Raw genomic sequence first — 21,863 nt, forward strand, 5'->3', positions numbered from 1 at the left:
TACCACCTCGTCGGTGCGTAGTAAACTGTGATAAATCACAGAACTTAATAAGCTATCTACTTACTAAATTCTATAAGCTATCTTGGAATTTAACTTTCGTTTTTTACATTACTTCGTAATGTATGGTGGAGACTAGGAGAGTCGAACTCCTGACCTCCTGCGTGCAAAGCAGGCGCTCTACCAACTAAGCTAAGTCCCCAGCTTATCACTTAATGAACGACATATCTTTCAATCCAAGCTACTGCAATCAGATTTGGTGGGTCTGACAAGACTTGAACTTGTGACCCCACGCTTATCAAGCGTGTGCTCTAACCAACTGAGCTACAGACCCTCAGATACATCTTCGAAGAACAACTTGTTGTGGATTCTTACCAGTCACCAATCTTTCGTTAAGGAGGTGATCCAGCCGCAGGTTCCCCTACGGCTACCTTGTTACGACTTCACCCCAGTCATCGGCCACACCGTGGTAAGCGTCCTCCTTACGGTTAGACTACCTACTTCTGGTGCAACAAACTCCCATGGTGTGACGGGCGGTGTGTACAAGGCCCGGGAACGTATTCACCGCGGCATTCTGATCCGCGATTACTAGCGATTCCGACTTCATGGAGTCGAGTTGCAGACTCCAATCCGGACTACGATCGGCTTTTTGAGATTAGCATCCTATCGCTAGGTAGCAACCCTTTGTACCGACCATTGTAGCACGTGTGTAGCCCTGGTCGTAAGGGCCATGATGACTTGACGTCGTCCCCGCCTTCCTCCAGTTTGTCACTGGCAGTATCCTTAAAGTTCCCGGCTTAACCCGCTGGCAAATAAGGAAAAGGGTTGCGCTCGTTGCGGGACTTAACCCAACATCTCACGACACGAGCTGACGACAGCCATGCAGCACCTGTATGTAAGTTCCCGAAGGCACCAATCCATCTCTGGAAAGTTCTTACTATGTCAAGACCAGGTAAGGTTCTTCGCGTTGCATCGAATTAAACCACATGCTCCACCGCTTGTGCGGGCCCCCGTCAATTCATTTGAGTTTTAGTCTTGCGACCGTACTCCCCAGGCGGTCTACTTATCGCGTTAGCTGCGCCACTAAAGCCTCAAAGGCCCCAACGGCTAGTAGACATCGTTTACGGCATGGACTACCAGGGTATCTAATCCTGTTTGCTCCCCATGCTTTCGTACCTCAGCGTCAGTATTAGGCCAGATGGCTGCCTTCGCCATCGGTATTCCTCCAGATCTCTACGCATTTCACCGCTACACCTGGAATTCTACCATCCTCTCCCATACTCTAGCTTCCCAGTATCGAATGCAATTCCCAAGTTAAGCTCGGGGATTTCACATCCGACTTAAAAAGCCGCCTACGCACGCTTTACGCCCAGTAAATCCGATTAACGCTCGCACCCTCTGTATTACCGCGGCTGCTGGCACAGAGTTAGCCGGTGCTTATTCTGCGAGTAACGTCCACTATCCTAGAGTATTAATCCAGGTAGCCTCCTCCTCGCTTAAAGTGCTTTACAACCAAAAGGCCTTCTTCACACACGCGGCATGGCTGGATCAGGCTTCCGCCCATTGTCCAATATTCCCCACTGCTGCCTCCCGTAGGAGTCTGGGCCGTGTCTCAGTCCCAGTGTGGCGGATCATCCTCTCAGACCCGCTACAGATCGTCGCCTTGGTAGGCCTTTACCCCACCAACTAGCTAATCCGACTTAGGCTCATCATTTAGCGCAAGGTCCGAAGATCCCCTGCTTTCTCCCGTAGGACGTATGCGGTATTAGCATTCCTTTCGGAATGTTGTCCCCCACTAAATGGCAGATTCCTAAGCATTACTCACCCGTCCGCCGCTAAGTGATAGTGCAAGCACCATCACTCCGCTCGACTTGCATGTGTTAAGCCTGCCGCCAGCGTTCAATCTGAGCCATGATCAAACTCTTCAGTTTAAAATCATTAGTAGCTTATGGCTACAAATCTTGGCTCATCAATTTTCTGACTAAAAATTCGCTCAAATAAACTTCGAGAAATTTCTACTCTTCAATCAATGAAATATTTTCGATTGATTAACTAGTAAAAATCCACACAAGTTGTTCTTCTATTCTCTTAATGATCTTTTTACCACCTCGTCAGCGGTAAATAACGCAATAAATATTTAACAACTTAACCAGTTAAAGCTAAGTTATTTTTGCTTCATCGCGTCGGGATGAGTGCATTATAGGAGATTTTTTTTAGGGTGCAAGCTTTTTTAAACCCTTGTTTTATCGAGTGTTCTTTTTTTACACACCAATCTGTTTAACAAAGCAGCATAATTCTCGTAAGCACATAAAATTAAAGCAGAAATATTTTATAGATATTTCTGCTTTGTTTTTTACTTACTGTTCTTTATCTGTACACTGATAATTTTAATGGGCTGTTTCGGTACATTTTGATGCATACCATAGTTGGCCGTTGGTACATTCACGATCTTATCAACAATATCCATCCCTTTGGTTACTTTCCCAAATACGGCATAACCTGCGTCCATCGGTGACTTATTTAAGAAGTTATTATCTGCGACATTAATAAAGAATTGGCTACTTGCAGAATTCGGGTTACTGGTACGTGCCATGGCCAAAGTACCACGTGTGTTCTTCAAACCATTGCTCGACTCATTCACAATTGGGGCTTTGGTTGTCTTCTCAATCATGTTGGCATCTAAACCACCACCCTGCACCATAAAGCCAGGAATCACGCGATGGAAGATCGTGCCTGTATAGAAGTTGCTTTTTACATAGCTTTCAAAGTTTTTTGCAGACACAGGTGCTTTATCATCAAAAAGTTCGATTTCGATGTTGCCCATACTGGTTTTCATATCAACCATAGTATTTGCAAATAAATGGCTATTTGCCAAAATTAAACCTGTTGTCATAAACAACTTTTTCATCATTGCTTTTCTCGGCTTGATCATTGATTTGTTGTGAATGCTCATCTTAGTTTTGCTGATGCTATTTTGCTATTTCTATTTGTTATCTTTAAAACAAAAAACCGATGTTTCACGTGAAACATCGGCTCGAACGTTATTAACTATGTTTATCCCAAAATTTTCTAAAGTTTTTGGCAACTTCAATGGTATTGCGTTTGGCCTTACTCGATACAGGTGTCAGGTTAATAAAGCCATGCGTCTGATCGGGGTAATCCACGTATTGGACTTTTACCCCGTTTTGTCTGAGCTTATGACTATAGATTGCACCTTCATCATGCAATAGATCATGCCCTGCTGTAATCACATAGGCAGGCGCCAACTTTCTAAGGCTGCCATAGGTTGGTGAGATCAACGGATCATCTAATGCAACATTATGTTGTGTCGCATAATAGTCAGTGACATAGTCTACATCTTTGCTAGTCAACACCAAACCATCCCCATAAGCATAGAAAGATGGATGGCGACTTTTGAAATCTACCACTGGATAAATCAATAGCTGTGCTTGGGGTGCATAAGCTTTACCTACGGAATGTTGCGCAACAGCAGTACTGATATTACCCCCTGCACTGTCCCCAGCAACCGCAATCCGGTTTTTATAGATTTTCAATTGACGGCGATTTTGATACACCCATGCCAAGGCATCTTCACATGATTTGATCAATAGTTGCGGCGATGCTTCTGGTGCGAGTGGATAATCAATACTTAAGACCTGTACTTTTGCATACTTGGCAATTAGACGACAGGCTTCGTCATGCGTATCCAAACCGCCCACCACAAAACCACCACCATGATAGAACACAATCATCGGCAATTTTTTATGAGGTGCAGGGTGATAATGTCTGGCAAAGACGGTACCGCTTTGTAGCGGAAGACGAATATCCTCAACCGATTCAATTGAGGTCGGCCGATTAATGATTGCCAACATTTGTGCATCAAACTGACGGCGGGATTCAATGGGATCATCGCCAATAAAGCCAATGCGCCCTTGTTTAATTTGGACAGCCATCAGACATTTGGTAAAAGAATCTAAATCTGGATATTGGTGCGGATAAACGAGAAGCTTGGCAAGAGACTCTTGTACAATTTTGGGGAGCTTATCAAGCGCTCGTGCAGCGGGGCCTTGCCCTTTGTCTAGAATAGTTTGAATTTTTTGAGGTAATGCTGTCACTTCTGTCCCCTTCTTCGCTCTGTCCATAATTCTTGTTGTCTTTGACTATATGCTTTTCTAAAGTCTTAGATCAAGTTCAAGATTTGAAAAATATGTCGTACGCTAAAGGGCTATTATCAAAAAGTCATTAACCATAGTGCTTATTCACAACTACATTTTATGTCAATTAAATGCTGTTTTAACATGAGATTGTCAAAACGATAAAACTAGAACCAATGAATTCGTTCTAGTTTTATAGCACTAAAAGAGTGTCAGTTTTATGAATGAAGTTAACTTCGCGCAATGTATAGCAGTACATTTGTAAGATTGCATGCGGCATCGTGTGTTCAATCTCATGCGAAGCCAACTTTATTCTAAAAAATTATTGAGCAGTGGTACCCGCTGAACCAGAAACTGAACCTGATACATCAGCAGAAGCGCCACCAGGTTGAACATCAACTGACGAACCACCTTGTACACCAACACCACCTTGTACGCCTGCTGGGTTTGCACCTGTGGTTTGAGCTGAACCAGACGCGTCTAAACCACCTTGAGTTGAGCAACCTACAGCTGTTAACGCAACACCAGCTACAACCGCAGAAATCAATGCTAACTTTTTCATTTCGTATTTCCTTTCATTATGACAAAAAGCAAAGTTGTCTTTGCGATGCCTATGATTCACAATTTTTTTCTTGGACGTGATGCGGATTAGTTGCAGTTTGTTATGTAAGCCGCTCTATTTTGCAATTTTTCTTAAATCAACTTTCTTCATGTTTCACATATTTAGAAAAACCTTCAAAACCGCTAAAGCATTAGAGTTAAAGTAATTTAACGGTTTTTAGCTTTATTTTTTTAGTTAAAAGGTGATTATCTTATTTTTTTATAATTCATAGAAACACCGTACAATCTGCTTAAAAGATTACAATTGCGTAATTTTGATTAAAATTAAATGTAGCAGTCATAAAAAACCGTGACTTCTGATCACGGTTCTTCAGTTTATTTAGCTTGGTTTAAGGCCATTGCATCTCACCTTTCACCACTTTGGCGCCCAACTCTAAACTGCTTGACTCGCCTAACGTTGGATACTGTTTTTGCATAATTCCAATTAATTCAGCTGAATTTTTGCTGGCTTTTACCGCTTTCTCATATTGCTTTAAATAGTCAATCGAGAAGTTCACCGCATCAAGACCTTCGGCCGCACCCGCTTTCATATGTGCGGGCACCACCACTTGTGGATTTAAGGCTTTAATATTTTCCAAAGTCTGTACCACTTCTGCACGATCTTTGGCTGTTGCGGTATCCGCAGTCCACAGATGGATCCCCGAAGACACTGGAATACCACCGACTACAGCTTTGGCACTCGGAATCCACAAATAGGTCAGTTCTTTCTTACCTTTAATTTCGATATTTTCATTTTCTAATGTTAAGGTTTTAGCCGTATATGCTTGTGGAACAATAATCTTGCTCGGTGCATTGGCACCCATTTTTGGACCCCAATACTGTACTTTCAGCGCTTGCGTATCCTGAATATGCTTCACCGTTTCAGGCGTCGCAATCACCTGCACGTTCGGGAAGTATTGCTTAAACACATCTAAACCAAAATAGAAGTCTGGATCGCCATAGCTGACAAAAATGGTTTTTAAGGTTTTACCACTATCTAAAATATCCGCAGCGATACGCAATGCTTCTGATTTAGAGAATTGTGCATTCACCAATAAAACTTCTTTATCACCTTCAATTAGGGTCGAAGTCACACCAAAGTGTTCAGGTTGAGCCAAAAAGTTCTGGATTTTTAAGTCTTGTGCAAAAGCAGCAGAGCTTGCCGCTAAAGTAGATAAAGCAATGAGGTAGGGTTTGGTATTCATCTTATCGTCTCCAATCTGATAAGGAACACTTTAAATTGCAATTATTGCTGAATAAACACCCTGAATTAAGATAAAATGTTGCATATCTTGCAACAATGATAATAAACATGGATACCTTAAAAGCCATTCAAGTCTTTGTCTGTATTGCACATCAAGGCAATCTCAGTAAAGCGGCCGAACATCTGGATTATTCTAAGGCGATGGTGTCACGTTATTTAGAACATCTCGAACAAACTTTTTCGACGCGGTTGTTTCAACGTAATACCCGTAAAGTTTCGCTCACCCCTGCGGGTGAAAAAGCCTTGGTCTATTGTGAAAATATTTTACAGCAGCAACAGTTACTTGAAGGTTTGGCTGCACCTGAGCAGCACAGTGGTACGATTCGGTTTACCTGTGGCCTATTTCTGTTTCAACTGGGTGTGAATGAATGTATTAAACAGTTTAAGAAACGCTACCCACAGATTCATTTTGATGTCTATTTAACAGAAAATACCGTGGACTTAATGGATGCTCATGTTGATCTTGCTTTGAGGATTACCCAGAAAGTTGCAGATGGGCTGATTGCCCGACCTGTCTGTCAAATTGAATCCACCTTTTGCGCACATCCCCATTATTTACAAGACCACACGCCCCTGTCACATCCCAGTCAGTTGATTCAACATGAATGCATTGCCCATCATACCCATAACCAGTACTGGACCTTGTTTGATACAGATCAGCAACCGCAAAACTATCCATTAAATGTTACGTTTAAAAGCAACGATGTGATTGCGCTTTATCAAATGTGTCTTAAAGCCCAAGGGATTGCCATGTTGCCAACGTTGCTGGTGCGCAAGGATATTGCGCAGCAACGTTTGCAACAGGTATTTACAGATTTTGCTGCACCCGATCTGACCTTGTCCTTAGTCTATGCATCGAGACAACATTTACCGAAAATTACTCAAGAATTTATTGCTTTTGTCATCGAAAACTTAAATTTTTACTTAAATCAGCAAAATTAAAAGATTTAAATCGACCTGAACGCTTGAATTTTGTCGGCTTGCCCATACTTCATCCCTATCTATGAATGACCAAGATGTGGCAGTTCGGGTTTAACCCTATGAGCATTCACGCCAAAAAGGACTGTACATGTTTAAGAACCTTTTTCAACGGAGATCATCAATGGCTAATGAGCACAATGAGCAAGCTCAAGACATTCAAAATGAGCAACAGACTGAACAAACTCAAGCTGAAGGTATAGAGCAAGCAAACGAGCTTAGCGTTGAAGATTTACAAGCGCAAATCACCAAACTCGAAGAAAGCTTGAAACTAGAAAAAGCACGTACTGCCAATGCTGTTTATGAAGCGCAGAAGAGTGTCGAGCGTATTCAACGCGAATCTGAAAAGCACAAAGACACTGTGCTAGAAAAATTTGCAAAAGAATTACTGGATTCCGTCGATAACCTTGAACGTGCAATTCAAGCTGCTGGCGAAGAAGAAACGCCTGTACTTGAAGGCGTCAAGCTGACCCTGAAATCATTACTCACCACGCTTGAGAAGTTTGGTGTGCTTGAAGCGGATACACAAAATGGCTTCAATGCAGATTTACACCAAGCAGTTGGGATCGATCCAAATGCCAAAGCCAACCAAATTGGCACTGTTTTACAGAAGGGCTATACCTTAAATGGTCGCCTACTTCGCCCAGCGATGGTGATGGTTGGTCAATAATCTAAGCAGCAAAGCGTTTATTTGCTCAAAAATGCAGAAATTTGAGAGTTTTTTGATTTTTTTTCATAAAAATGCTTGAAAAATACCAATTGACTCTCATATCGAATAACAAGCAAATCCCCTTTACCAAAAGTGAAATTAGGGGATTCAAAAAATTTTAGAGGAACACAATCAATGGCAAAAATTATTGGTATTGACTTAGGTACTACCAACTCATGTGTTGCTGTACTTGAAGGCGATAAAGTAAAAGTAATTGAAAACGCTGAAGGCGCACGTACAACTCCATCGATCATTGCATATAAAGATGGCGAGATCCTTGTGGGTCAAAGCGCGAAACGTCAAGCGGTAACCAACCCGAAAAATACATTATTCGCAATCAAGCGTTTAATTGGTCGTCGTTATGAAGATCAAGCGGTACAAAAAGATATCGGTCTTGTGCCTTACAAAATCATCAAGGCAGACAATGGCGATGCTTGGGTTGAAGTAAACGATAAGAAATTAGCGCCTCAACAGATCTCTGCTGAAATCTTGAAAAAGATGAAAAAAACGGCAGAAGACTACTTAGGTGAAACTGTAACTGAAGCAGTGATTACTGTTCCTGCTTACTTTAACGATGCGCAACGTCAAGCAACTAAAGATGCAGGTAAAATCGCTGGTTTAGACGTTAAACGTATCATTAACGAACCAACTGCTGCGGCACTTGCGTTCGGTATGGATAAAAAAGAAGGCGACCGTAAAGTTGCAGTTTACGACTTAGGTGGTGGTACATTCGACGTATCAATCATTGAAATCGCTGATCTTGATGGCGACCAGCAAATCGAAGTGTTATCAACCAATGGTGATACTTTCCTTGGTGGTGAAGACTTTGATAACGCATTAATTGAATTCTTGGTTGAAGAATTCAAGAAAGAACAAAGTGTGAACTTGAAAAATGATCCACTTGCGTTACAACGTTTGAAAGAAGCTGCTGAAAAAGCAAAAATCGAACTTTCTTCATCGAATGCAACGGAAATCAACCTTCCATACATCACTGCTGATGCGACTGGTCCTAAACACTTAGTGATCAACGTAACACGTGCAAAACTTGAAGGTTTGGTTGCTGACTTAGTTGCTCGTACGATTGAGCCTTGCCGTATTGCACTTAAAGATGCGGGTCTTTCGACGTCTGACATCTCTGACGTGATCTTGGTTGGTGGTCAGTCTCGTATGCCACTTGTACAACAAAAAGTACAAGAATTCTTCGGTAAAGAGCCACGTAAAGACGTGAACCCTGACGAAGCAGTTGCGATTGGTGCAGCAATTCAAGGTGCAGTATTGTCTGGTGACAAAACTGACGTGCTTTTATTAGACGTAACACCGTTAACTTTAGGTATCGAAACGATGGGCGGCGTATTGACTCCGATCATTGAGAAAAACACCACGATTCCTGCGAAGAAATCACAAGTGTTCTCTACCGCTGCTGACAACCAGCCTGCAGTAGACATTTCGGTTTACCAAGGTGAGCGTAAAATGGCTCAACAAAACAAATTGTTGGGTAACTTCCAGTTAGGCGATATCCCACCTGCTCCACGTGGCGTACCGCAAATTGAAGTATCGTTCGACATCAACGCTGACGGTATCTTAAAAGTATCAGCGAAAGATAAGAGCACGGGTAAAGAGCAATCGATCCAGATTAAAGCAAACTCAGGCTTGTCTGATGCTGAAATCGAAGCAATGATCAAAGATGCTGAAGCGAATGCTGAAGAAGATCGTAAGTTTGAAGAGTTAGCAAAAGCACGTAACGAAGCAGATGCGCTTGTTTCTAGCTCGACGAAAGCAGTTAAAGATCTTGGTGATAAAGTCACTGAAGATGAAAAAACTGCCATCACAACTGCGGTTTCTGAGCTTGAAGCAGCAACGAAAGAAAATGATGTTGAAGACATCAAAGCGAAAACTGAAGCTTTACAAAACATCTTGATGCCAATTACACAACGTGCTTATGAACAAGCACAAGGTGCAGCTGGCGGCGCAGAAGGTTTTGATCCAAATGCATTCCAAGGTGGTGATGCTGGTCAACAACAGAAAGCGGACGATGGCGTTGTAGATGCTGAGTTCACAGAAGTAAAAGATGACAAAAAATAATTTGTCTCTTTAGAAAAGACCGCGCGCAAGCGCGGTTTTTTTATATTTTAAGATGAATCATTTTTGTTCAAAATAAAGTTCACCCAAAATTGGCATAAACAAAGGTACAACACCGCAGGCTTTTATTTCTTCAATAAACTTAGGAATATTCACACCAGGCAATAGCTGTGACGGTGCATCAATCGGTGTCACCATGCTATCCCAATGGCATGGAATAATGTATTTCGGTTTCAGTAGTCGCACCACATCTTTGACATAGTTTGGACGATATTTGCGCCCGATTGCACATAAACAGACAATATCGGCTTGTTTGCCCTGCAACTCTTGCTCGATAAAATCGGCGGAATCAATGTGAACAACGCGCAGTTGTCCTGTATCAATCCACCAATTCAAGACCAAACCATGTCGCAACTGATGAAACTTCGGTGGATATGGTGGCGGTGCAGTCATATCTCCTGGCAATGGAACACGACCAAACAGCGCCTTACCATGGATTGAAGGTAAACCGACCACTTGCCACGCACCGCAGTGAATCACTTCCCTTCCCTGTGTGGCTTGCATCTGTTGCTCAGGCAAACCCGCAGAACGCCCGTACATCACACTGGCTTGTGAACCAATCAAGCGAGCGCCTGTTTGTTTACACACTTCTGCGGCATCCAGAATATGGTCATAATGCGCATGTCCAATCAGTACCTCATCCGCATCAGGGATATAGTGTTTAACCAATGCTGGATCACTAGATAAAGGTTGAGTAAAGGTCAGCCAAAGACTGGGACGGCTAATAAAAGGATCAAGCACTAAGCTTCGATTGGCATCAGACAGGATAAACCCTGCGGTCCCCAGATATTTAATTTTTAGATTTTCTGCCTTTGCTGGTGCGGGCGAAGTCGCAGCCCAGACAGCCTCAGGTGCTTTGAGTAGATATTTCAGCATGCATATTCCTTTGCATTTTGTTTTAATTGTCAGTCAGAATGAATTGCCTCATCCACAATATGACTCGTGTATGAGTGGAGTCCCATCTAAAATACTAAACCTAAACCTTAAGCAAATCGAGTTGAATACCGCACGATTGGCTTGATACACATGAAATTATTTTTCGGTATAATCCCAAGTATTAAAAAATGATCGCTAGTTGAAAAATGAAAATAGATCCTGTCATTAGTAAAACCCAATTTAGATTAATATTTATTTTTTCGCTGCTTAGTATTTTTATAGGTGCAATCTTTGATGCATACGATGAAACGTCGATTGCAATTAATGAACTATTAGCAACAGAACCACAGAAATGGGAACTTGTCATCTCAAGCATATTGACCGTTGGTTTTGTTATTGTATTTATCGGCTTGCTGCTATTTAAACAATGGGCAAGAAAGCTTTACGTCTATAGTTTTTTCCCCCTGTTACTTATTTATCTGTTACCCAGCTATTCTTCAACATTCATATCTGGGTTTGGTGCTATCTTTTATGAGTTAGGCAATATTCTCTCTACTCTGATCTGGGGAATTTTAGTGCTACCCAGCCTATATCAACCTCTATTTTCCAAAAATAACGAATGAAATTCATCTTCCTTGTTGTATTGGTGCTATTTCTGCTTTGGTCAGGCTATCAAACGCGTCAACATCCTCAACTTAAATTTAACTCGCTGACAGATCGTATTGCCAATCCACTGGATACACGTCTGCGTTATCGGATTGCTGAAGTTGACCCTCGCTTTAAGCTCAGCATTGAACAAGTCAAAAGCATCAGCCAGCAAGCCACCCAAATCTGGCAAGATGGTACTGGGCAGGATTATTTTGTCTATGATCCGAATGCCCAACTCGCCATTCACCTGATTTATGATGAACGTCAAATCGAAAGTGAGCAACGCCGAGAACATTTAAGCCAACTCGCGTCGAATCAACAACATTGGCAAGAGAAAAAACAACAACTGGACCAGATCGAACAGGAAATCATGCGCAGTAAGCAATTTCTGGATTTAAAACAACAACAACTGAATCAGCAAATCCAGCACTATAATCAAGAACAACAAAATGCACGACAGCATCCAAGCTCATTTGCCAATTCGGACTATTTTCAGCAACGCCAGCGGGATCTAGAGCAGAATGTGCAAACCTTGCAGCAGGAAATTAACCAATATAATCAGAAGATTGCTCAATTAAATCAGCAAGTCGATGAACTCAATACTTTAGACCAACAACTCAATGCCTCGGTGAGCCAATATAAACAGCGCTTTAAACCCCATTTATTTCACAAAGGCTTATTTAATGGCAAACAGATCTTTATTTATGAATTCGAATCTGAGGATGATCTACGTTTAACACTGGCTCACGAGTTCGGACACGCATTGGGCTTAGCCCACGCTGAGGATGCTCAAGCCCTGATGTATCCAATCATGAAAGAACAAAATGCTGCTCATTTTCGCCTGACCCAAGCTGATCGTGCGCTATTACAGACAAGATAGTCATCGTCCCTGCTGAGGTTGAATATCTCCAAAATAACTCAAAATTGGATGGACTATAAATGTCACAAACAAACAATTATTCACTGAAAAGTTAAAAACTTGCCGCTTTCAGAAAAATTTTACAAAAGTTAACAATAGGTCAATTTTTTGCGTTTATGCATAAACCTTTTTACGACTGTTAATTTAATTCGTTGATATTTTTTGACTTATGATTAAAAAAACAACAAAAATCATATTTTTTTATTGTGTAAATCATTCGATTTATTTTTTTATTTATTAGAAAAAAATCACACTTTTTCATTTTATTTATTAACTACATAGCATTTTGACGCTCGCAAAATAATGATCAAAAATAAGTTTTTATTTGGGGAAGTTTCAGCATGCGAGTTCATTCTCTAGCCTGTTTGATTGCTTGTTTGAGCATGGGCATATCTCAATTCAGCAATGCGCAAAGCAATAGCCATTCAGTGGATACATACCAACACAAAAGCCCCAAAAAAACCGTGCATTATCGTATCGCAGAGATTGATCCACGCTTTAATTTAAGCCAGCAACAAGTACTTGAGCTGACTCAACAAGCCGCCAAACTGTGGGAACAAGAAACTGGCCAACAAAATTTTATTTATGATCCACAAGCCGAATTTAGCATTAATCTAGTCTTTGATGAGCGTCAACAACGCAGTGCTGAGCGATTACAGGGCTTAGATCAACTGAAGCAACAGCAAAAACAATGGGAAACTCAAAATCAACAATTAAAGCAAGCTAAAGATGAACTGCAAAAAACGACCGCGTTAATTGCCACTAAGCAAGCGCAACTCGCTACCCAATTCCAACAATATAATGCAGAAGTACAGCGTTTCAATCAAAGCCGTTCAAGTTCTCAGGATTTGGCACAACAATTTTCACAAAGACAGAAAGCATTACAACAACAGTCTTTGGCACTACAACATGAAGTTCAAGAACATAATCAACGCACACAACAACTCAATCAACACATCCAGAACTTAAATCAGAACAACCAACAATTGGTTGCTTCAGCAAGCCAATTTAATCAAGTGTTTCAACCCCACTTATTCCATAAAGGTCATTTCAACGGTAAACAGATTCTGATCTATGAGTTTTCCTCGATCAATGACCTCCGTTTCACACTGGCACATGAATTTGGGCATGCACTTGGTTTAGAACATACCAATGATCCAAGTTCATTGATGTACCCTGTCATCCAAAAACAAAACCTTCAACAATTTGCACTCACAGATTCGGATAAAGACCTTGTGAAAGCCATCTATTAAACTGATTTTAGGTCAAAATGCTTTACAAGAATTAACAAAGACTAGACTTTAAGTATAGTTTTTGTACAAATAGATAAATATTTTATGTGAAATAGAATGTATTTTTTGAGCTGAAAAAAAATATCTTTTCTAAATGTTTCGAGCAATTTTTATAGATCAAGCCGATTTAAAATAAAAAATAAACAATTGTTCTGATGTCGGTTTTAGATCATTTAATAAACAAATATTGTTTTTTATCACGATTTTTTAGTTATATGTCTACAAATGTATTTTTATTCATTTTACGGAAATATCCTTAAAACTCATAAGCTCAACATGCTTCTATCAATTTGACTACTGTTTTTTTTCGATTAAAATGTGACCTCTTTCATGTTTTATCTCCTATTATGCGTCTTTTATCTCTCCTTTTGGCTACCTGCTTTAGCGTGCTAGTCCCCGTCTCGGCTTTTGCTCAAATTTCCTCAACTACCTCAGCGCAGTCACAAGTGCGCTATAGCACAGCGCAACCTTTACGTTATCGTATCGCTGAACTTGACCCACGTTTGAATATTGATCAACAGCAAATGATTGACTTAAGTCAGCAAGCAGCAGCAATTTGGGAAAAAAACACAGGGCAAACATATTTTGTGTATGATCCTGAAGCTGAATTTGCCATTAATCTGGTGTTTGATCAGCGTCAAATTCGCAGCATGAAACGTGCTGAAAGCTTAGGTCAACTTGAGCAGGAACAACAGAATTGGGTAAACCGAAATGAACAGTTGCAAAAAATCAACGCAGATTTGGCCGAGAGCAATGCCCAGCTTGAGCGCCAAAAGCAAGCTTATGAAACCCAAGCTCAGCAATACCAACAAGGCTTAGCTCAATATAAGGCAGACAGCAGCAATAAAGCACTGTTCATTGCCTTACAAAAACAGCAGCAGCAATTACAGCAACAAGCTCAGAAGTTGCAAGCCAAGATCACTGAATACAATCATAAAGTTCAGCAAAATCAGCAACAGGCTGAAAAATCAAAGCAGATTCATCAGCAATTAAGTGCTTCTGTGAATGAATTTAATGAAACCTTTAAGCCTGAAGTACTACACAAAGGCCAATTTGATGGCAAACAGATTTTTATTTATGAGTTTTCTTCAATCGATGATCTACGTTTAACTTTAGCGCATGAATTCGGTCATGCTTTGGGTCTCAAGCACACCCGTGATCCAAAGTCTTTAATGTATCCACGGATTAAAGATCAAGATGCCAAAGATTTCCAGTTAACGGATACAGATCTCAAGTTACTCGGTTTGGCTGATTAAAAGCAGATCATAACGCATGCTAGATGAATATAAGATGATGTGCTAAGCAATAACAAGAATGGGTCGATTGTTTTGATTTATTCATGTTATTGTGGTGTTAAAACATCATCTTAGCCTTAATGGAGATCTGCATGAGTTATTATCATATCTTAATTGAAGTGAACGACCACATCAGTACGATTGAACAAACTCGTGATGTCGAACTTTTGGATATTCAAGATATTAGCCCATATCTGCACTCTATTTTAATTCCTTATTTCAATGAGCAAGAAATCGAGCTTGAAGATGAAAATGTGGCGTATGACGAGATTCTGCATTTAGAAGTTAAACAGACGCTTTTGCCGATTGAACACTTGATTGAAGAAGAACAAAAACAGCTACCAAGTGATACTGATGTCACCATCACCGCTTTTGAGATCTTCAATGATCGTGATTTAAGCCAAGATGTGACTGCGGTGATTTTTGATATTTTAGAGGCCGTGAAACTAGACGCAGCGCCATAAAACAGAAAGATAAAAAAGGTCTGCATTAGCAGACCTTTTTGTTTTATTAAACCGCTTTACTGCATCATTTGCTTGGCCTGTTCCTGACGGAAGGCACGTAAAATCTGTTGCCCTGCACGCCCGGTCTGATTTAAACCAAGACGGCTCTGTTCTTGACGGATCGCCTGACGGCTTTTATCGCCAATCAAACCATCAACAGCACCAATATCATAACCACGCTGTACTAAAAACTGTTGAATTTCACGACGTTCTGCACGAGATGTCCCTGCATCATCAGTTGGCCAAGCGGTTAAAAATGGCGTGCCACCACGTAAACGATCAGATAAATGGGCAATGGCTAAACCATAACTTTCAGCCGCGTTATAACTATAAATTGCATCAAAGTTTTTAAACACCAAGAACACAGGACCATTTGCGCCCGCGGGTGACATGAGTCCTGCTGGGGTACTGCCCGATAAATTACCTTGAATTAATGCCGTCCCATCCGCACGGGTCACCCCTTGCGCAATCCAGCTATTCAGTGGTTTTTTATTGCGACGGCCTTCACCAGAAATCGACATACCTTGTGGAATTTTGACCTCAAAGCCCCATGGCATACCTGTTTGCCAGCCTGCTCGCTTTAAGAAATTTGCAGTCGAAGCCAAGGCATCGGTGGTGCTTGAAACCAAATCACGGCGGCCATCGCCATCAAAATCAACCGCTAAACGTTCATAGGTCGATGGCATAAATTGAGTATGACCAAAAGCCCCTGCCCATGAACCATAAAGTTGATCTTGGGTTAAATCACCACGTTGCAAAATACGCATAGTGGCAAAAAACTCACCACGGAAATAACTTTGACGACGACCTTCACAACTTAAAGTGCCGAGTGCTTGTAATAAGGGATATTTACCCGAAATATCGCCATAATTACTTTCGACACCCCAAACGGCAACTACTGTTTCTGCAGGTACACCATAAGCCTGCTCAACGCGGTTTAAGACTGCACGGTGTTGAGTCAGTTTTTGTTGTCCTGCCTGTACGCGTTCGTTATCCACAAGGCCGGACAAATAATCCCAGATTGGGGTCGAAAATTCAGGTTGATAGTTTAATTTATCAATCACTGAATAATCTGGGGTTAAATTTTGGGTATAGCGATCATAGGTTGTGCCCGATACACCCGATGCAATCGCCTGTGAACGTAAATTGGCAATACAGCCTTGGAAATTCGAATTTGGCGTATAATTACTACCAGCGACAGTTGCTGTTGTGGTCGGTGCCGAAACCGTTGCACCATTAATCACAAGCTCAGCATGCGCGTGATTAAAAAAAGTAAATAAGGCAGTGCCTAGAAAAAAAGAAAAATAACGTTTCATGACTGAACCAAAACTTTTGAATTTAAATTTCTTCTCCACCTTAACACGCTCGATCAAGATGTACAGTTTGGAAACGTAACTTTGAATTTATTTCTAGGTTTTAAATTTAAAAACACGCTTTTTAAATTCATAATTCCAACCTCGTTTTAAATTTAAAACTTATCAACACCCCTCATTTAAATTCAAAAGCACATCCCACCCCAATCAATCATTTTAAATTTAAAAAGTTATCCACTTTTAAATTCATTTCAGCCCTAGCAATCAACCAAATACAGGATAGAACATCGATTGATCATAGCTTTAAGTACTTAAATCATGAAAATAGATATCCACAAGCCGCTTATTTAAATTCATATCTCAACAGATCTGCTTCTTTTAAATTTAAAAATCGAGATTATTTTTGAATTTAAAAATACACAACCACAATCAGACTAGTTTTAAATTCAAATTGACCGCTTTATTTTAAATTCAAAAGCCACAATCAAGTTATCCACACCCCTTGTTTCTCTGTTTTCAAATTTAAAAGTTTAAATTTAAAATCAATCTGCAATAAAAAAAGCGATCCGAGGACCGCTTTTTAGCAATTGTGGATAAGTTTAGAGCGTCATTTCTGCGGTTAATGCCAATGGTACAGGTAGAATTTTCGCCAATTGACGGCACAAACCTGTTAAATCATCAGCATTATTTGGCATCAAGGTAATATGACCCAACTTACGGCCAGTACGTTCAGACTTATTATAAAGATGTAAATGTGCGCCATTCAGTGCCAAAACCTGTTCAGATTTTGGATGTTGACCAATAATATTGATCATCACGGTTGGACGAATCACTTCCGTAGAACCCAATGGCAACCCTGCAACCGCACGAATATGGTTTTCAAATTGCGAGCAAATTGCACCTTCAATCGACCAATGACCCGAGTTATGTACACGGCACGCCATTTCATTGGCATATAAACCTTGTTCGGTCACAAACAGCTCAAGCGTGAGCACACCCACATAATTTAAATGGTTCAACAAACGGGTAATATAGTCCTGTGCCACCGGCTGTAAATCAACGCTATTCGGTGCAGGTACAATCGAATGTGACAGAATACCATTATGGTGATGGTTTTCTGCTAAAGCCCAAGTTTTCACATCGCCATTTTGACCACGCACCGCAATGATTGAAACTTCACGGCTGAATTTGACAAAACTTTCCGCGATCAAGCTTTTCGCAGGGCCGAGTTCAGCCCAAGCTGTCTCGATTTGATCTTCTGTACGGAGTACGAATTGACCTTTACCATCATAGCCACCGGTTACGGTTTTTAATACGATAGGTAAGCCTAACTCCGCCACCGCTTGTTTTAAGCTGTCCAAGCTATCCACAGCACGATATGGTGCAACTGGGATACCGAGTTCGTCAAACAAACTTTTTTCTGCCAAGCGATTTTGTGCCGTCGCCAAAGCAAGGCGAGGAGGGTGCAGTGTTTTGCTTTGCGTCAATACATCTACATCTGCAACAGGCGTATTTTCAAATTCAAGGCTAAATACATCCGCACTGGCAATAAAATCGTGCAAGCCTTGCGGGTTTTGGCTAGAAAATACAGGACCTAAAATTGCAGCAGGGCAATCCGTTTCTGCTTCAAAAAAAGTACATTGAATATTCAGTGGTAAAGCGGCTTGCGCCATCATGCGGCCAAGCTGCCCGCCACCAAAAATACCGATGGTTTTATTCATATCTATAACTCTTTTGCTCAGACAAAGTCTTCGCCTTACATTCGGGCAAAGCGTTGCTTTGCTTATCCTCATTCATGACCAGGGATATTATTATTCGACACTTTTTCGGTTTGTGCTGTACGGAAGTCCGCTACGTTTTTTGCAATGTCTGGGCGGGTTAAGCCAAGGATTTGCGCCGCCATAATTGCCGCATTGGTTGCACCAGCCTGACCAATGGCCAAAGTACCGACTGCGATACCTGCTGGCATTTGTACAATCGAAAGCAATGAATCTACGCCATTTAAAATCGAAGACTTCACAGGTACGCCAAGCACAGGTAAATCAGTTTTCGCTGCACACATACCCGGTAAATGTGCTGCACCGCCAGCACCTGCAATAATCACTTGAATACCACGATCACGTGCAGTTTCCGCATATTCAAACAAACGGTCTGGGGTACGGTGTGCAGAAACAACTTCCGCTTCAAATGGGACACCAAGCTGTTTAAGCATATTGGCAGTATGTTCGAGAGTTGCCCAATCTGATTGAGAACCCATGATAATTCCAACAAGTGGTTGAGCGTCTTGTGCTGCGGCCGCATTCATTGCTAATGTTCCAGAGACAAAAATTAAAGAAGATAAATCTCGACGAGAGCCAAGCTTTAGAGGATTCAGAACCCGATTATTATAGACTGATTTTTCATCTCACGAAAATTTAACTGAACCACGATCAACAGATTTTTTAACAAATAAGGAAAATTGATCGTATGAACAATGACATAGCGTTGAATTTCTACAATAATAGGGCACAACCACCTCAATCAGAGCCTTCATCATGAAAAAACGGCTAAGCCTGTTGCTCATGGCACTTTTTACGGCGCACAGCAATGCCGCTTTGGTGAATTTAAATCTCGATGAATTTCAAAAAACCTTTCAGTCTTTAAATAAAGCGCCGGGCTATAACGGCGAAATTAAAAGTGATGCACTGACTGGAGCAACGCACGAGAAGTTTATTGTCACAGGTTCATCGCATAGCGATGAAAAAGAACCTGTATTAATGACGGGTTATTATGTCAATCCAACAAAGATCGGGAGGCTTTACGCCATTACCCAATATCGTGTGTACTGTGATGATGAGACTTATAGCTATGCCTTGTCGAATTTTGAGCCCAATGGTGCCTTATCCAGTACCAACATGGACACAGACTATGCCTTTGAATATGAAAATCAATCAGCAAGAGATCAACAGTTCGCCAAAATTTTAAAAAATGCCTGTCTGCATCCTGCCAAATAAATCCGAAGCATAAGATCACAAGGGCTAAGCCCTCAAGACTCTATTTGATCTTTCGTCATTATGATTTATTGATTTCTAAATACAAAATAGACGCAGCCCATTAAACACAGCATCGCCCAGATGTAATCGAGTTTAAACGGTTGTTTAAATAGAAAAATCATAAACGGTACAAATACCAATAAAGTCACCACTTCTTGGGTAATCTTCATTTCGCCCAAACTCCAGCCATGCTGGTTGAGCAATTTGGTGGCAGGAATCATAAAACTGTATTCCAGTAGTGCAATACACCAGCTAAATAAGATCGCCTGCCAAATGGGCGCATCATGCAGAATTTTCAGATGCCCATACCATGCTAAGGTCATAAAACAGTTGGAAATAATCAACAAACATAGCGCTAAAAGTGTCGGGCTCAACATCGTGTTCTTTTATCCAAATCAGGGTTGAACAATAGGGAATAGCATGCCAGTAAAACCGTTGAAATATTAGCATCTATCTGCATCATTTTAAGTAAACAACAACAACGAATTTTGACTATCTTTTCCATGCAAGCCTTGCTATCGTTGCGTTTGATTTTTATTGATAACGACAATCATACATACGATATCAGTGCTGTATGAAAAGCAGTGGAGAAGGCGCGTTATGCATCTGCATATTTTGGGTATTTGTGGCACATTTATGGGGTCTTTGGCTCTACTCGCACGAGATTTAGGACATAAAGTCACAGGTTCAGATGCCAATGTTTATCCACCAATGTCGACTCAACTTGAAAATGCAGGTATTGAATTGATGCAGGGCTATGACCGTAGCCACTTGCAACCGCATCCTGATCTTGTGATTGTCGGCAATGCCATGAAACGTGGTATTGATGCGATTGAATACATGCTGAATCAAGGCCTACCTTATATTTCTGGCCCGCAATTCTTGGCCGATCACGTGCTACAAGGCAAACATGTACTTGGTGTCGCGGGTACACACGGTAAAACCACCACCACCACCATGCTGGCTTGGGTGCTTGATCAAGCGGGTTTAAATCCGGGTTTCTTGATTGGCGGCGTACCACTGGGTTTTAGTGAAAGCGCACGTTTAGGTGGTGGTAAATATTTCTGTGTAGAAGCAGATGAATATGATTCTGCCTTCTTCGATAAACGTTCTAAGTTCGTTCACTACCACCCAAAAACGGCGATTCTTAATAACCTTGAATTTGACCACGCCGATATTTTTGATGATCTGGCTGCGATTCAAAAACAGTTTCACCATTTAGTGCGTACCATTCCAAGTGAAGGTCGTATTATTGCACCAATCACTGAAACCAATATTGATGAAGTCTTGCAGCAAGGTTGCTGGACCCCTGTGGTTCGTACCAGTCTAGAACCAAATGACCAAGCCGCTTTATCTGCTGAGTTGATCAGTGCCGATGGCAGTCACTTTAAAGTACTGGAACACGGCCAAGTGGTTGGTGAAGTGAAGTGGAACATGACAGGACAACACAGTGTTGCCAATGCTTTAGCAACGATTGCTGCGGCACAACACGTGGGTGTCAGCCTTAAACAGGCATGTGAAGCCTTATCCAACTTTGGTGGCGTTAAACGCCGTATGGAGCTGTTAGGCACGGTGCGTGGCATCGAAGTCTATGATGACTTTGCCCACCACCCAACGGCGATTGAAACCACACTTGACGGCGCACGTAAACGCCTAGGCGAACGTAAGCTGTGGGCGATCATTGAACCACGTTCTAACACCATGCGTATGGGCAGCCATAAAGATGGTTTGGCACATTCGGCACGTTTAGCGGATGAAGTGATCTGGTATCAGCCAGAGGGCTTGGATTGGGATTTACAACCTGTGATCTCAGCTTCAGCAAACAAGGCTGAAGTCAGCCGTTCTCTAGATGACATCATTGCCCGTGTGGTCAATGAAGCAGGTGAGGGCGATGCTGTGGTGATCATGTCCAATGGTGGTTTTGGTGGTTTACACCAAAAGTTGATTAGGGCTTTGTCTTAGTAAATACAGGTATTGCACGGCTTCATTTATTAGGAAAAAACCTATATCTTTTGTATAGGCATATCTCACTTTTCAGGGATGAAAAGTAAGCAAAAATCCTTTGTTTGGCAGAGGGTACATCCATGTGACCCCTGCCAAACAGGCGGCATCCATGCCGCCGTCACAATAGTAAATATCAGCAA

The 21,863-nt window shown here is 41.4% G+C and carries 19 protein-coding genes, 2 tRNA genes and 1 rRNA gene; 10 read left to right on the forward strand and 12 right to left on the reverse strand.

Annotated elements, in window-relative coordinates:
• Window positions 1-123: 123 nt before the first annotated feature.
• The 7 genes from F993_RS03050 to F993_RS03020 all read right to left on the reverse strand — a co-directional run bounded on the left by F993_RS03050 (window position 124) and on the right by F993_RS03020 (window position 5,956).
• Window positions 124-199 (reverse strand) — tRNA-Ala (locus F993_RS03050).
• Window positions 200-254: 55 nt separating this feature from the next.
• Window positions 255-331: transfer RNA gene (locus F993_RS03045), tRNA-Ile, on the reverse strand.
• Window positions 332-390: 59 nt separating this feature from the next.
• Window positions 391-1,928, reverse strand: a 16S ribosomal RNA gene (locus F993_RS03040).
• 422 nt (window positions 1,929-2,350) lie between these two features.
• Window positions 2,351-2,908: a peptidylprolyl isomerase gene (locus F993_RS03035; protein ID WP_004656790.1), complete on the reverse strand. Its 558-nt coding sequence runs from the start codon at window positions 2,906-2,908 to the stop codon at window positions 2,351-2,353.
• A gap of 133 nt (window positions 2,909-3,041) precedes the next feature.
• Entirely contained in the window at window positions 3,042-4,112 is a 1,071-nt protein-coding gene (locus tag F993_RS03030; protein WP_212749788.1) for an alpha/beta hydrolase, read from the reverse strand.
• Window positions 4,113-4,473: 361 nt separating this feature from the next.
• Window positions 4,474-4,713 (reverse strand): hypothetical protein, encoded by a 240-nt coding sequence (locus F993_RS03025; RefSeq protein ID WP_004656792.1) that lies wholly within the window; start codon window positions 4,711-4,713, stop codon window positions 4,474-4,476.
• Between the two features lie 388 nt (window positions 4,714-5,101).
• On the reverse strand, window positions 5,102-5,956 hold the full coding sequence (locus F993_RS03020) for an MBL fold metallo-hydrolase (RefSeq protein ID WP_004656793.1): 855 nt from the start codon (window positions 5,954-5,956) through the stop codon (window positions 5,102-5,104).
• A 107-nt stretch (window positions 5,957-6,063) separates the two neighbouring features.
• Here F993_RS03020 and F993_RS03015 point away from each other — a divergent pair, with 107 nt between their 5' ends.
• The 3 genes from F993_RS03015 (at window position 6,064) to dnaK (ending at window position 9,784) form a co-directional block, all read left to right on the forward strand.
• Window positions 6,064-6,957: a LysR family transcriptional regulator gene (locus F993_RS03015; protein WP_004656794.1), complete on the forward strand. Its 894-nt coding sequence runs from the start codon at window positions 6,064-6,066 to the stop codon at window positions 6,955-6,957.
• Window positions 6,958-7,117: 160 nt separating this feature from the next.
• Complete coding sequence (gene grpE, locus F993_RS03010) at window positions 7,118-7,663, forward strand: nucleotide exchange factor GrpE (protein WP_004656795.1); 546 nt, start codon at window positions 7,118-7,120, stop codon at window positions 7,661-7,663.
• 174 nt (window positions 7,664-7,837) lie between these two features.
• The gene (gene dnaK, locus F993_RS03005; RefSeq protein ID WP_004656796.1) at window positions 7,838-9,784 is read left to right on the forward strand and encodes a molecular chaperone DnaK; all 1,947 of its coding nucleotides are present in this window, start codon (window positions 7,838-7,840) and stop codon (window positions 9,782-9,784) included.
• Window positions 9,785-9,841: 57 nt separating this feature from the next.
• On the opposite strand, the gene F993_RS03000 is transcribed toward dnaK, so the two are convergent.
• Window positions 9,842-10,717, reverse strand: coding sequence for an MBL fold metallo-hydrolase (locus F993_RS03000; RefSeq protein WP_004656798.1), 876 nt, complete (start codon window positions 10,715-10,717; stop codon window positions 9,842-9,844).
• Window positions 10,718-10,923: 206 nt separating this feature from the next.
• Here F993_RS03000 and F993_RS02995 point away from each other — a divergent pair, with 206 nt between their 5' ends.
• The 5 genes from F993_RS02995 (at window position 10,924) to F993_RS02975 (ending at window position 15,335) form a co-directional block, all read left to right on the forward strand.
• The gene (locus F993_RS02995; RefSeq protein ID WP_004656800.1) at window positions 10,924-11,340 is read left to right on the forward strand and encodes a hypothetical protein; all 417 of its coding nucleotides are present in this window, start codon (window positions 10,924-10,926) and stop codon (window positions 11,338-11,340) included.
• On the forward strand, window positions 11,337-12,245 hold the full coding sequence (locus F993_RS02990; RefSeq protein ID WP_004656802.1) for a matrixin family metalloprotease: 909 nt from the start codon (window positions 11,337-11,339) through the stop codon (window positions 12,243-12,245). Before F993_RS02995 ends, F993_RS02990 begins: the two co-directional genes overlap by 4 nt.
• 380 nt (window positions 12,246-12,625) lie before the next feature.
• Window positions 12,626-13,537, forward strand: a complete 912-nt coding sequence (locus tag F993_RS02985) for a matrixin family metalloprotease (RefSeq protein WP_004656804.1) — start codon at window positions 12,626-12,628, stop codon at window positions 13,535-13,537.
• Between the two features lie 386 nt (window positions 13,538-13,923).
• The gene (locus F993_RS02980; protein WP_004656808.1) at window positions 13,924-14,832 is read left to right on the forward strand and encodes a matrixin family metalloprotease; all 909 of its coding nucleotides are present in this window, start codon (window positions 13,924-13,926) and stop codon (window positions 14,830-14,832) included.
• 119 nt (window positions 14,833-14,951) lie between these two features.
• The gene (locus F993_RS02975) at window positions 14,952-15,335 is read left to right on the forward strand and encodes a hypothetical protein (RefSeq protein WP_167353068.1); all 384 of its coding nucleotides are present in this window, start codon (window positions 14,952-14,954) and stop codon (window positions 15,333-15,335) included.
• A 56-nt stretch (window positions 15,336-15,391) separates the two neighbouring features.
• Here the strand turns inward: F993_RS02975 and F993_RS02970 are convergent, their stop codons facing one another.
• From F993_RS02970 to purE, 3 genes are all read right to left on the reverse strand, one after another.
• Window positions 15,392-16,690: a lytic murein transglycosylase gene (locus F993_RS02970; RefSeq protein ID WP_032812577.1), complete on the reverse strand. Its 1,299-nt coding sequence runs from the start codon at window positions 16,688-16,690 to the stop codon at window positions 15,392-15,394.
• A gap of 596 nt (window positions 16,691-17,286) precedes the next feature.
• Window positions 17,287-18,408 carry a 5-(carboxyamino)imidazole ribonucleotide synthase gene (locus F993_RS02965; protein ID WP_004656815.1) on the reverse strand — a complete coding sequence of 374 codons (1,122 nt, stop codon included), beginning with the start codon at window positions 18,406-18,408 and terminating at the stop codon, window positions 17,287-17,289.
• A gap of 68 nt (window positions 18,409-18,476) precedes the next feature.
• Window positions 18,477-18,992 carry a 5-(carboxyamino)imidazole ribonucleotide mutase gene (purE, locus tag F993_RS02960; protein ID WP_004656816.1) on the reverse strand — a complete coding sequence of 172 codons (516 nt, stop codon included), beginning with the start codon at window positions 18,990-18,992 and terminating at the stop codon, window positions 18,477-18,479.
• Between the two features lie 229 nt (window positions 18,993-19,221).
• Here purE and F993_RS02955 point away from each other — a divergent pair, with 229 nt between their 5' ends.
• The gene (locus F993_RS02955) at window positions 19,222-19,680 is read left to right on the forward strand and encodes a hypothetical protein (protein ID WP_004656819.1); all 459 of its coding nucleotides are present in this window, start codon (window positions 19,222-19,224) and stop codon (window positions 19,678-19,680) included.
• Window positions 19,681-19,745: 65 nt separating this feature from the next.
• On the opposite strand, the gene F993_RS02950 is transcribed toward F993_RS02955, so the two are convergent.
• A complete protein-coding gene (locus F993_RS02950) occupies window positions 19,746-20,096 on the reverse strand; it encodes a DMT family protein (protein WP_004656820.1) in 351 nt (116 codons plus the stop codon).
• 223 nt (window positions 20,097-20,319) lie between these two features.
• Between F993_RS02950 and mpl the strand changes: the two genes are divergently transcribed.
• The gene (mpl, locus tag F993_RS02945) at window positions 20,320-21,681 is read left to right on the forward strand and encodes a UDP-N-acetylmuramate:L-alanyl-gamma-D-glutamyl-meso-diaminopimelate ligase (RefSeq protein ID WP_004656822.1); all 1,362 of its coding nucleotides are present in this window, start codon (window positions 20,320-20,322) and stop codon (window positions 21,679-21,681) included.
• Window positions 21,682-21,863: the final 182 nt, after the last annotated feature.

It is taken from the genome of Acinetobacter proteolyticus, assembly GCF_000367945.1.
Classification (GTDB): domain Bacteria; phylum Pseudomonadota; class Gammaproteobacteria; order Pseudomonadales; family Moraxellaceae; genus Acinetobacter; species Acinetobacter proteolyticus.

What these genes read in the sequence shown, in the direction of transcription:
- F993_RS03035 (WP_004656790.1), bottom strand. Translation starts at nt 2,908, where the DNA reads ATGATGAAAAAGTTGTTTATGACAACAGGTTTAATTTTGGCAAATAGC.
- F993_RS03025 (WP_004656792.1), bottom strand. Translation starts at nt 4,713, where the DNA reads ATGAAAAAGTTAGCATTGATTTCTGCGGTTGTAGCTGGTGTTGCGTTA.
- F993_RS03020 (WP_004656793.1), bottom strand. Translation starts at nt 5,956, where the DNA reads ATGAATACCAAACCCTACCTCATTGCTTTATCTACTTTAGCGGCAAGC.
- F993_RS03015 (WP_004656794.1), top strand. Translation starts at nt 6,064, where the DNA reads ATGGATACCTTAAAAGCCATTCAAGTCTTTGTCTGTATTGCACATCAA.
- grpE (WP_004656795.1), top strand. Translation starts at nt 7,118, where the DNA reads ATGGCTAATGAGCACAATGAGCAAGCTCAAGACATTCAAAATGAGCAA.
- dnaK (WP_004656796.1), top strand. Translation starts at nt 7,838, where the DNA reads ATGGCAAAAATTATTGGTATTGACTTAGGTACTACCAACTCATGTGTT.
- F993_RS03000 (WP_004656798.1), bottom strand. Translation starts at nt 10,717, where the DNA reads ATGCTGAAATATCTACTCAAAGCACCTGAGGCTGTCTGGGCTGCGACT.
- F993_RS02995 (WP_004656800.1), top strand. Translation starts at nt 10,924, where the DNA reads ATGAAAATAGATCCTGTCATTAGTAAAACCCAATTTAGATTAATATTT.
- F993_RS02990 (WP_004656802.1), top strand. Translation starts at nt 11,337, where the DNA reads ATGAAATTCATCTTCCTTGTTGTATTGGTGCTATTTCTGCTTTGGTCA.
- F993_RS02985 (WP_004656804.1), top strand. Translation starts at nt 12,626, where the DNA reads ATGCGAGTTCATTCTCTAGCCTGTTTGATTGCTTGTTTGAGCATGGGC.
- F993_RS02980 (WP_004656808.1), top strand. Translation starts at nt 13,924, where the DNA reads ATGCGTCTTTTATCTCTCCTTTTGGCTACCTGCTTTAGCGTGCTAGTC.
- F993_RS02975 (WP_167353068.1), top strand. Translation starts at nt 14,952, where the DNA reads ATGGAGATCTGCATGAGTTATTATCATATCTTAATTGAAGTGAACGAC.
- F993_RS02970 (WP_032812577.1), bottom strand. Translation starts at nt 16,690, where the DNA reads ATGAAACGTTATTTTTCTTTTTTTCTAGGCACTGCCTTATTTACTTTT.
- F993_RS02965 (WP_004656815.1), bottom strand. Translation starts at nt 18,408, where the DNA reads ATGAATAAAACCATCGGTATTTTTGGTGGCGGGCAGCTTGGCCGCATG.
- purE (WP_004656816.1), bottom strand. Translation starts at nt 18,992, where the DNA reads ATGAATGCGGCCGCAGCACAAGACGCTCAACCACTTGTTGGAATTATC.
- F993_RS02955 (WP_004656819.1), top strand. Translation starts at nt 19,222, where the DNA reads ATGAAAAAACGGCTAAGCCTGTTGCTCATGGCACTTTTTACGGCGCAC.
- F993_RS02950 (WP_004656820.1), bottom strand. Translation starts at nt 20,096, where the DNA reads ATGTTGAGCCCGACACTTTTAGCGCTATGTTTGTTGATTATTTCCAAC.
- mpl (WP_004656822.1), top strand. Translation starts at nt 20,320, where the DNA reads ATGCATCTGCATATTTTGGGTATTTGTGGCACATTTATGGGGTCTTTG.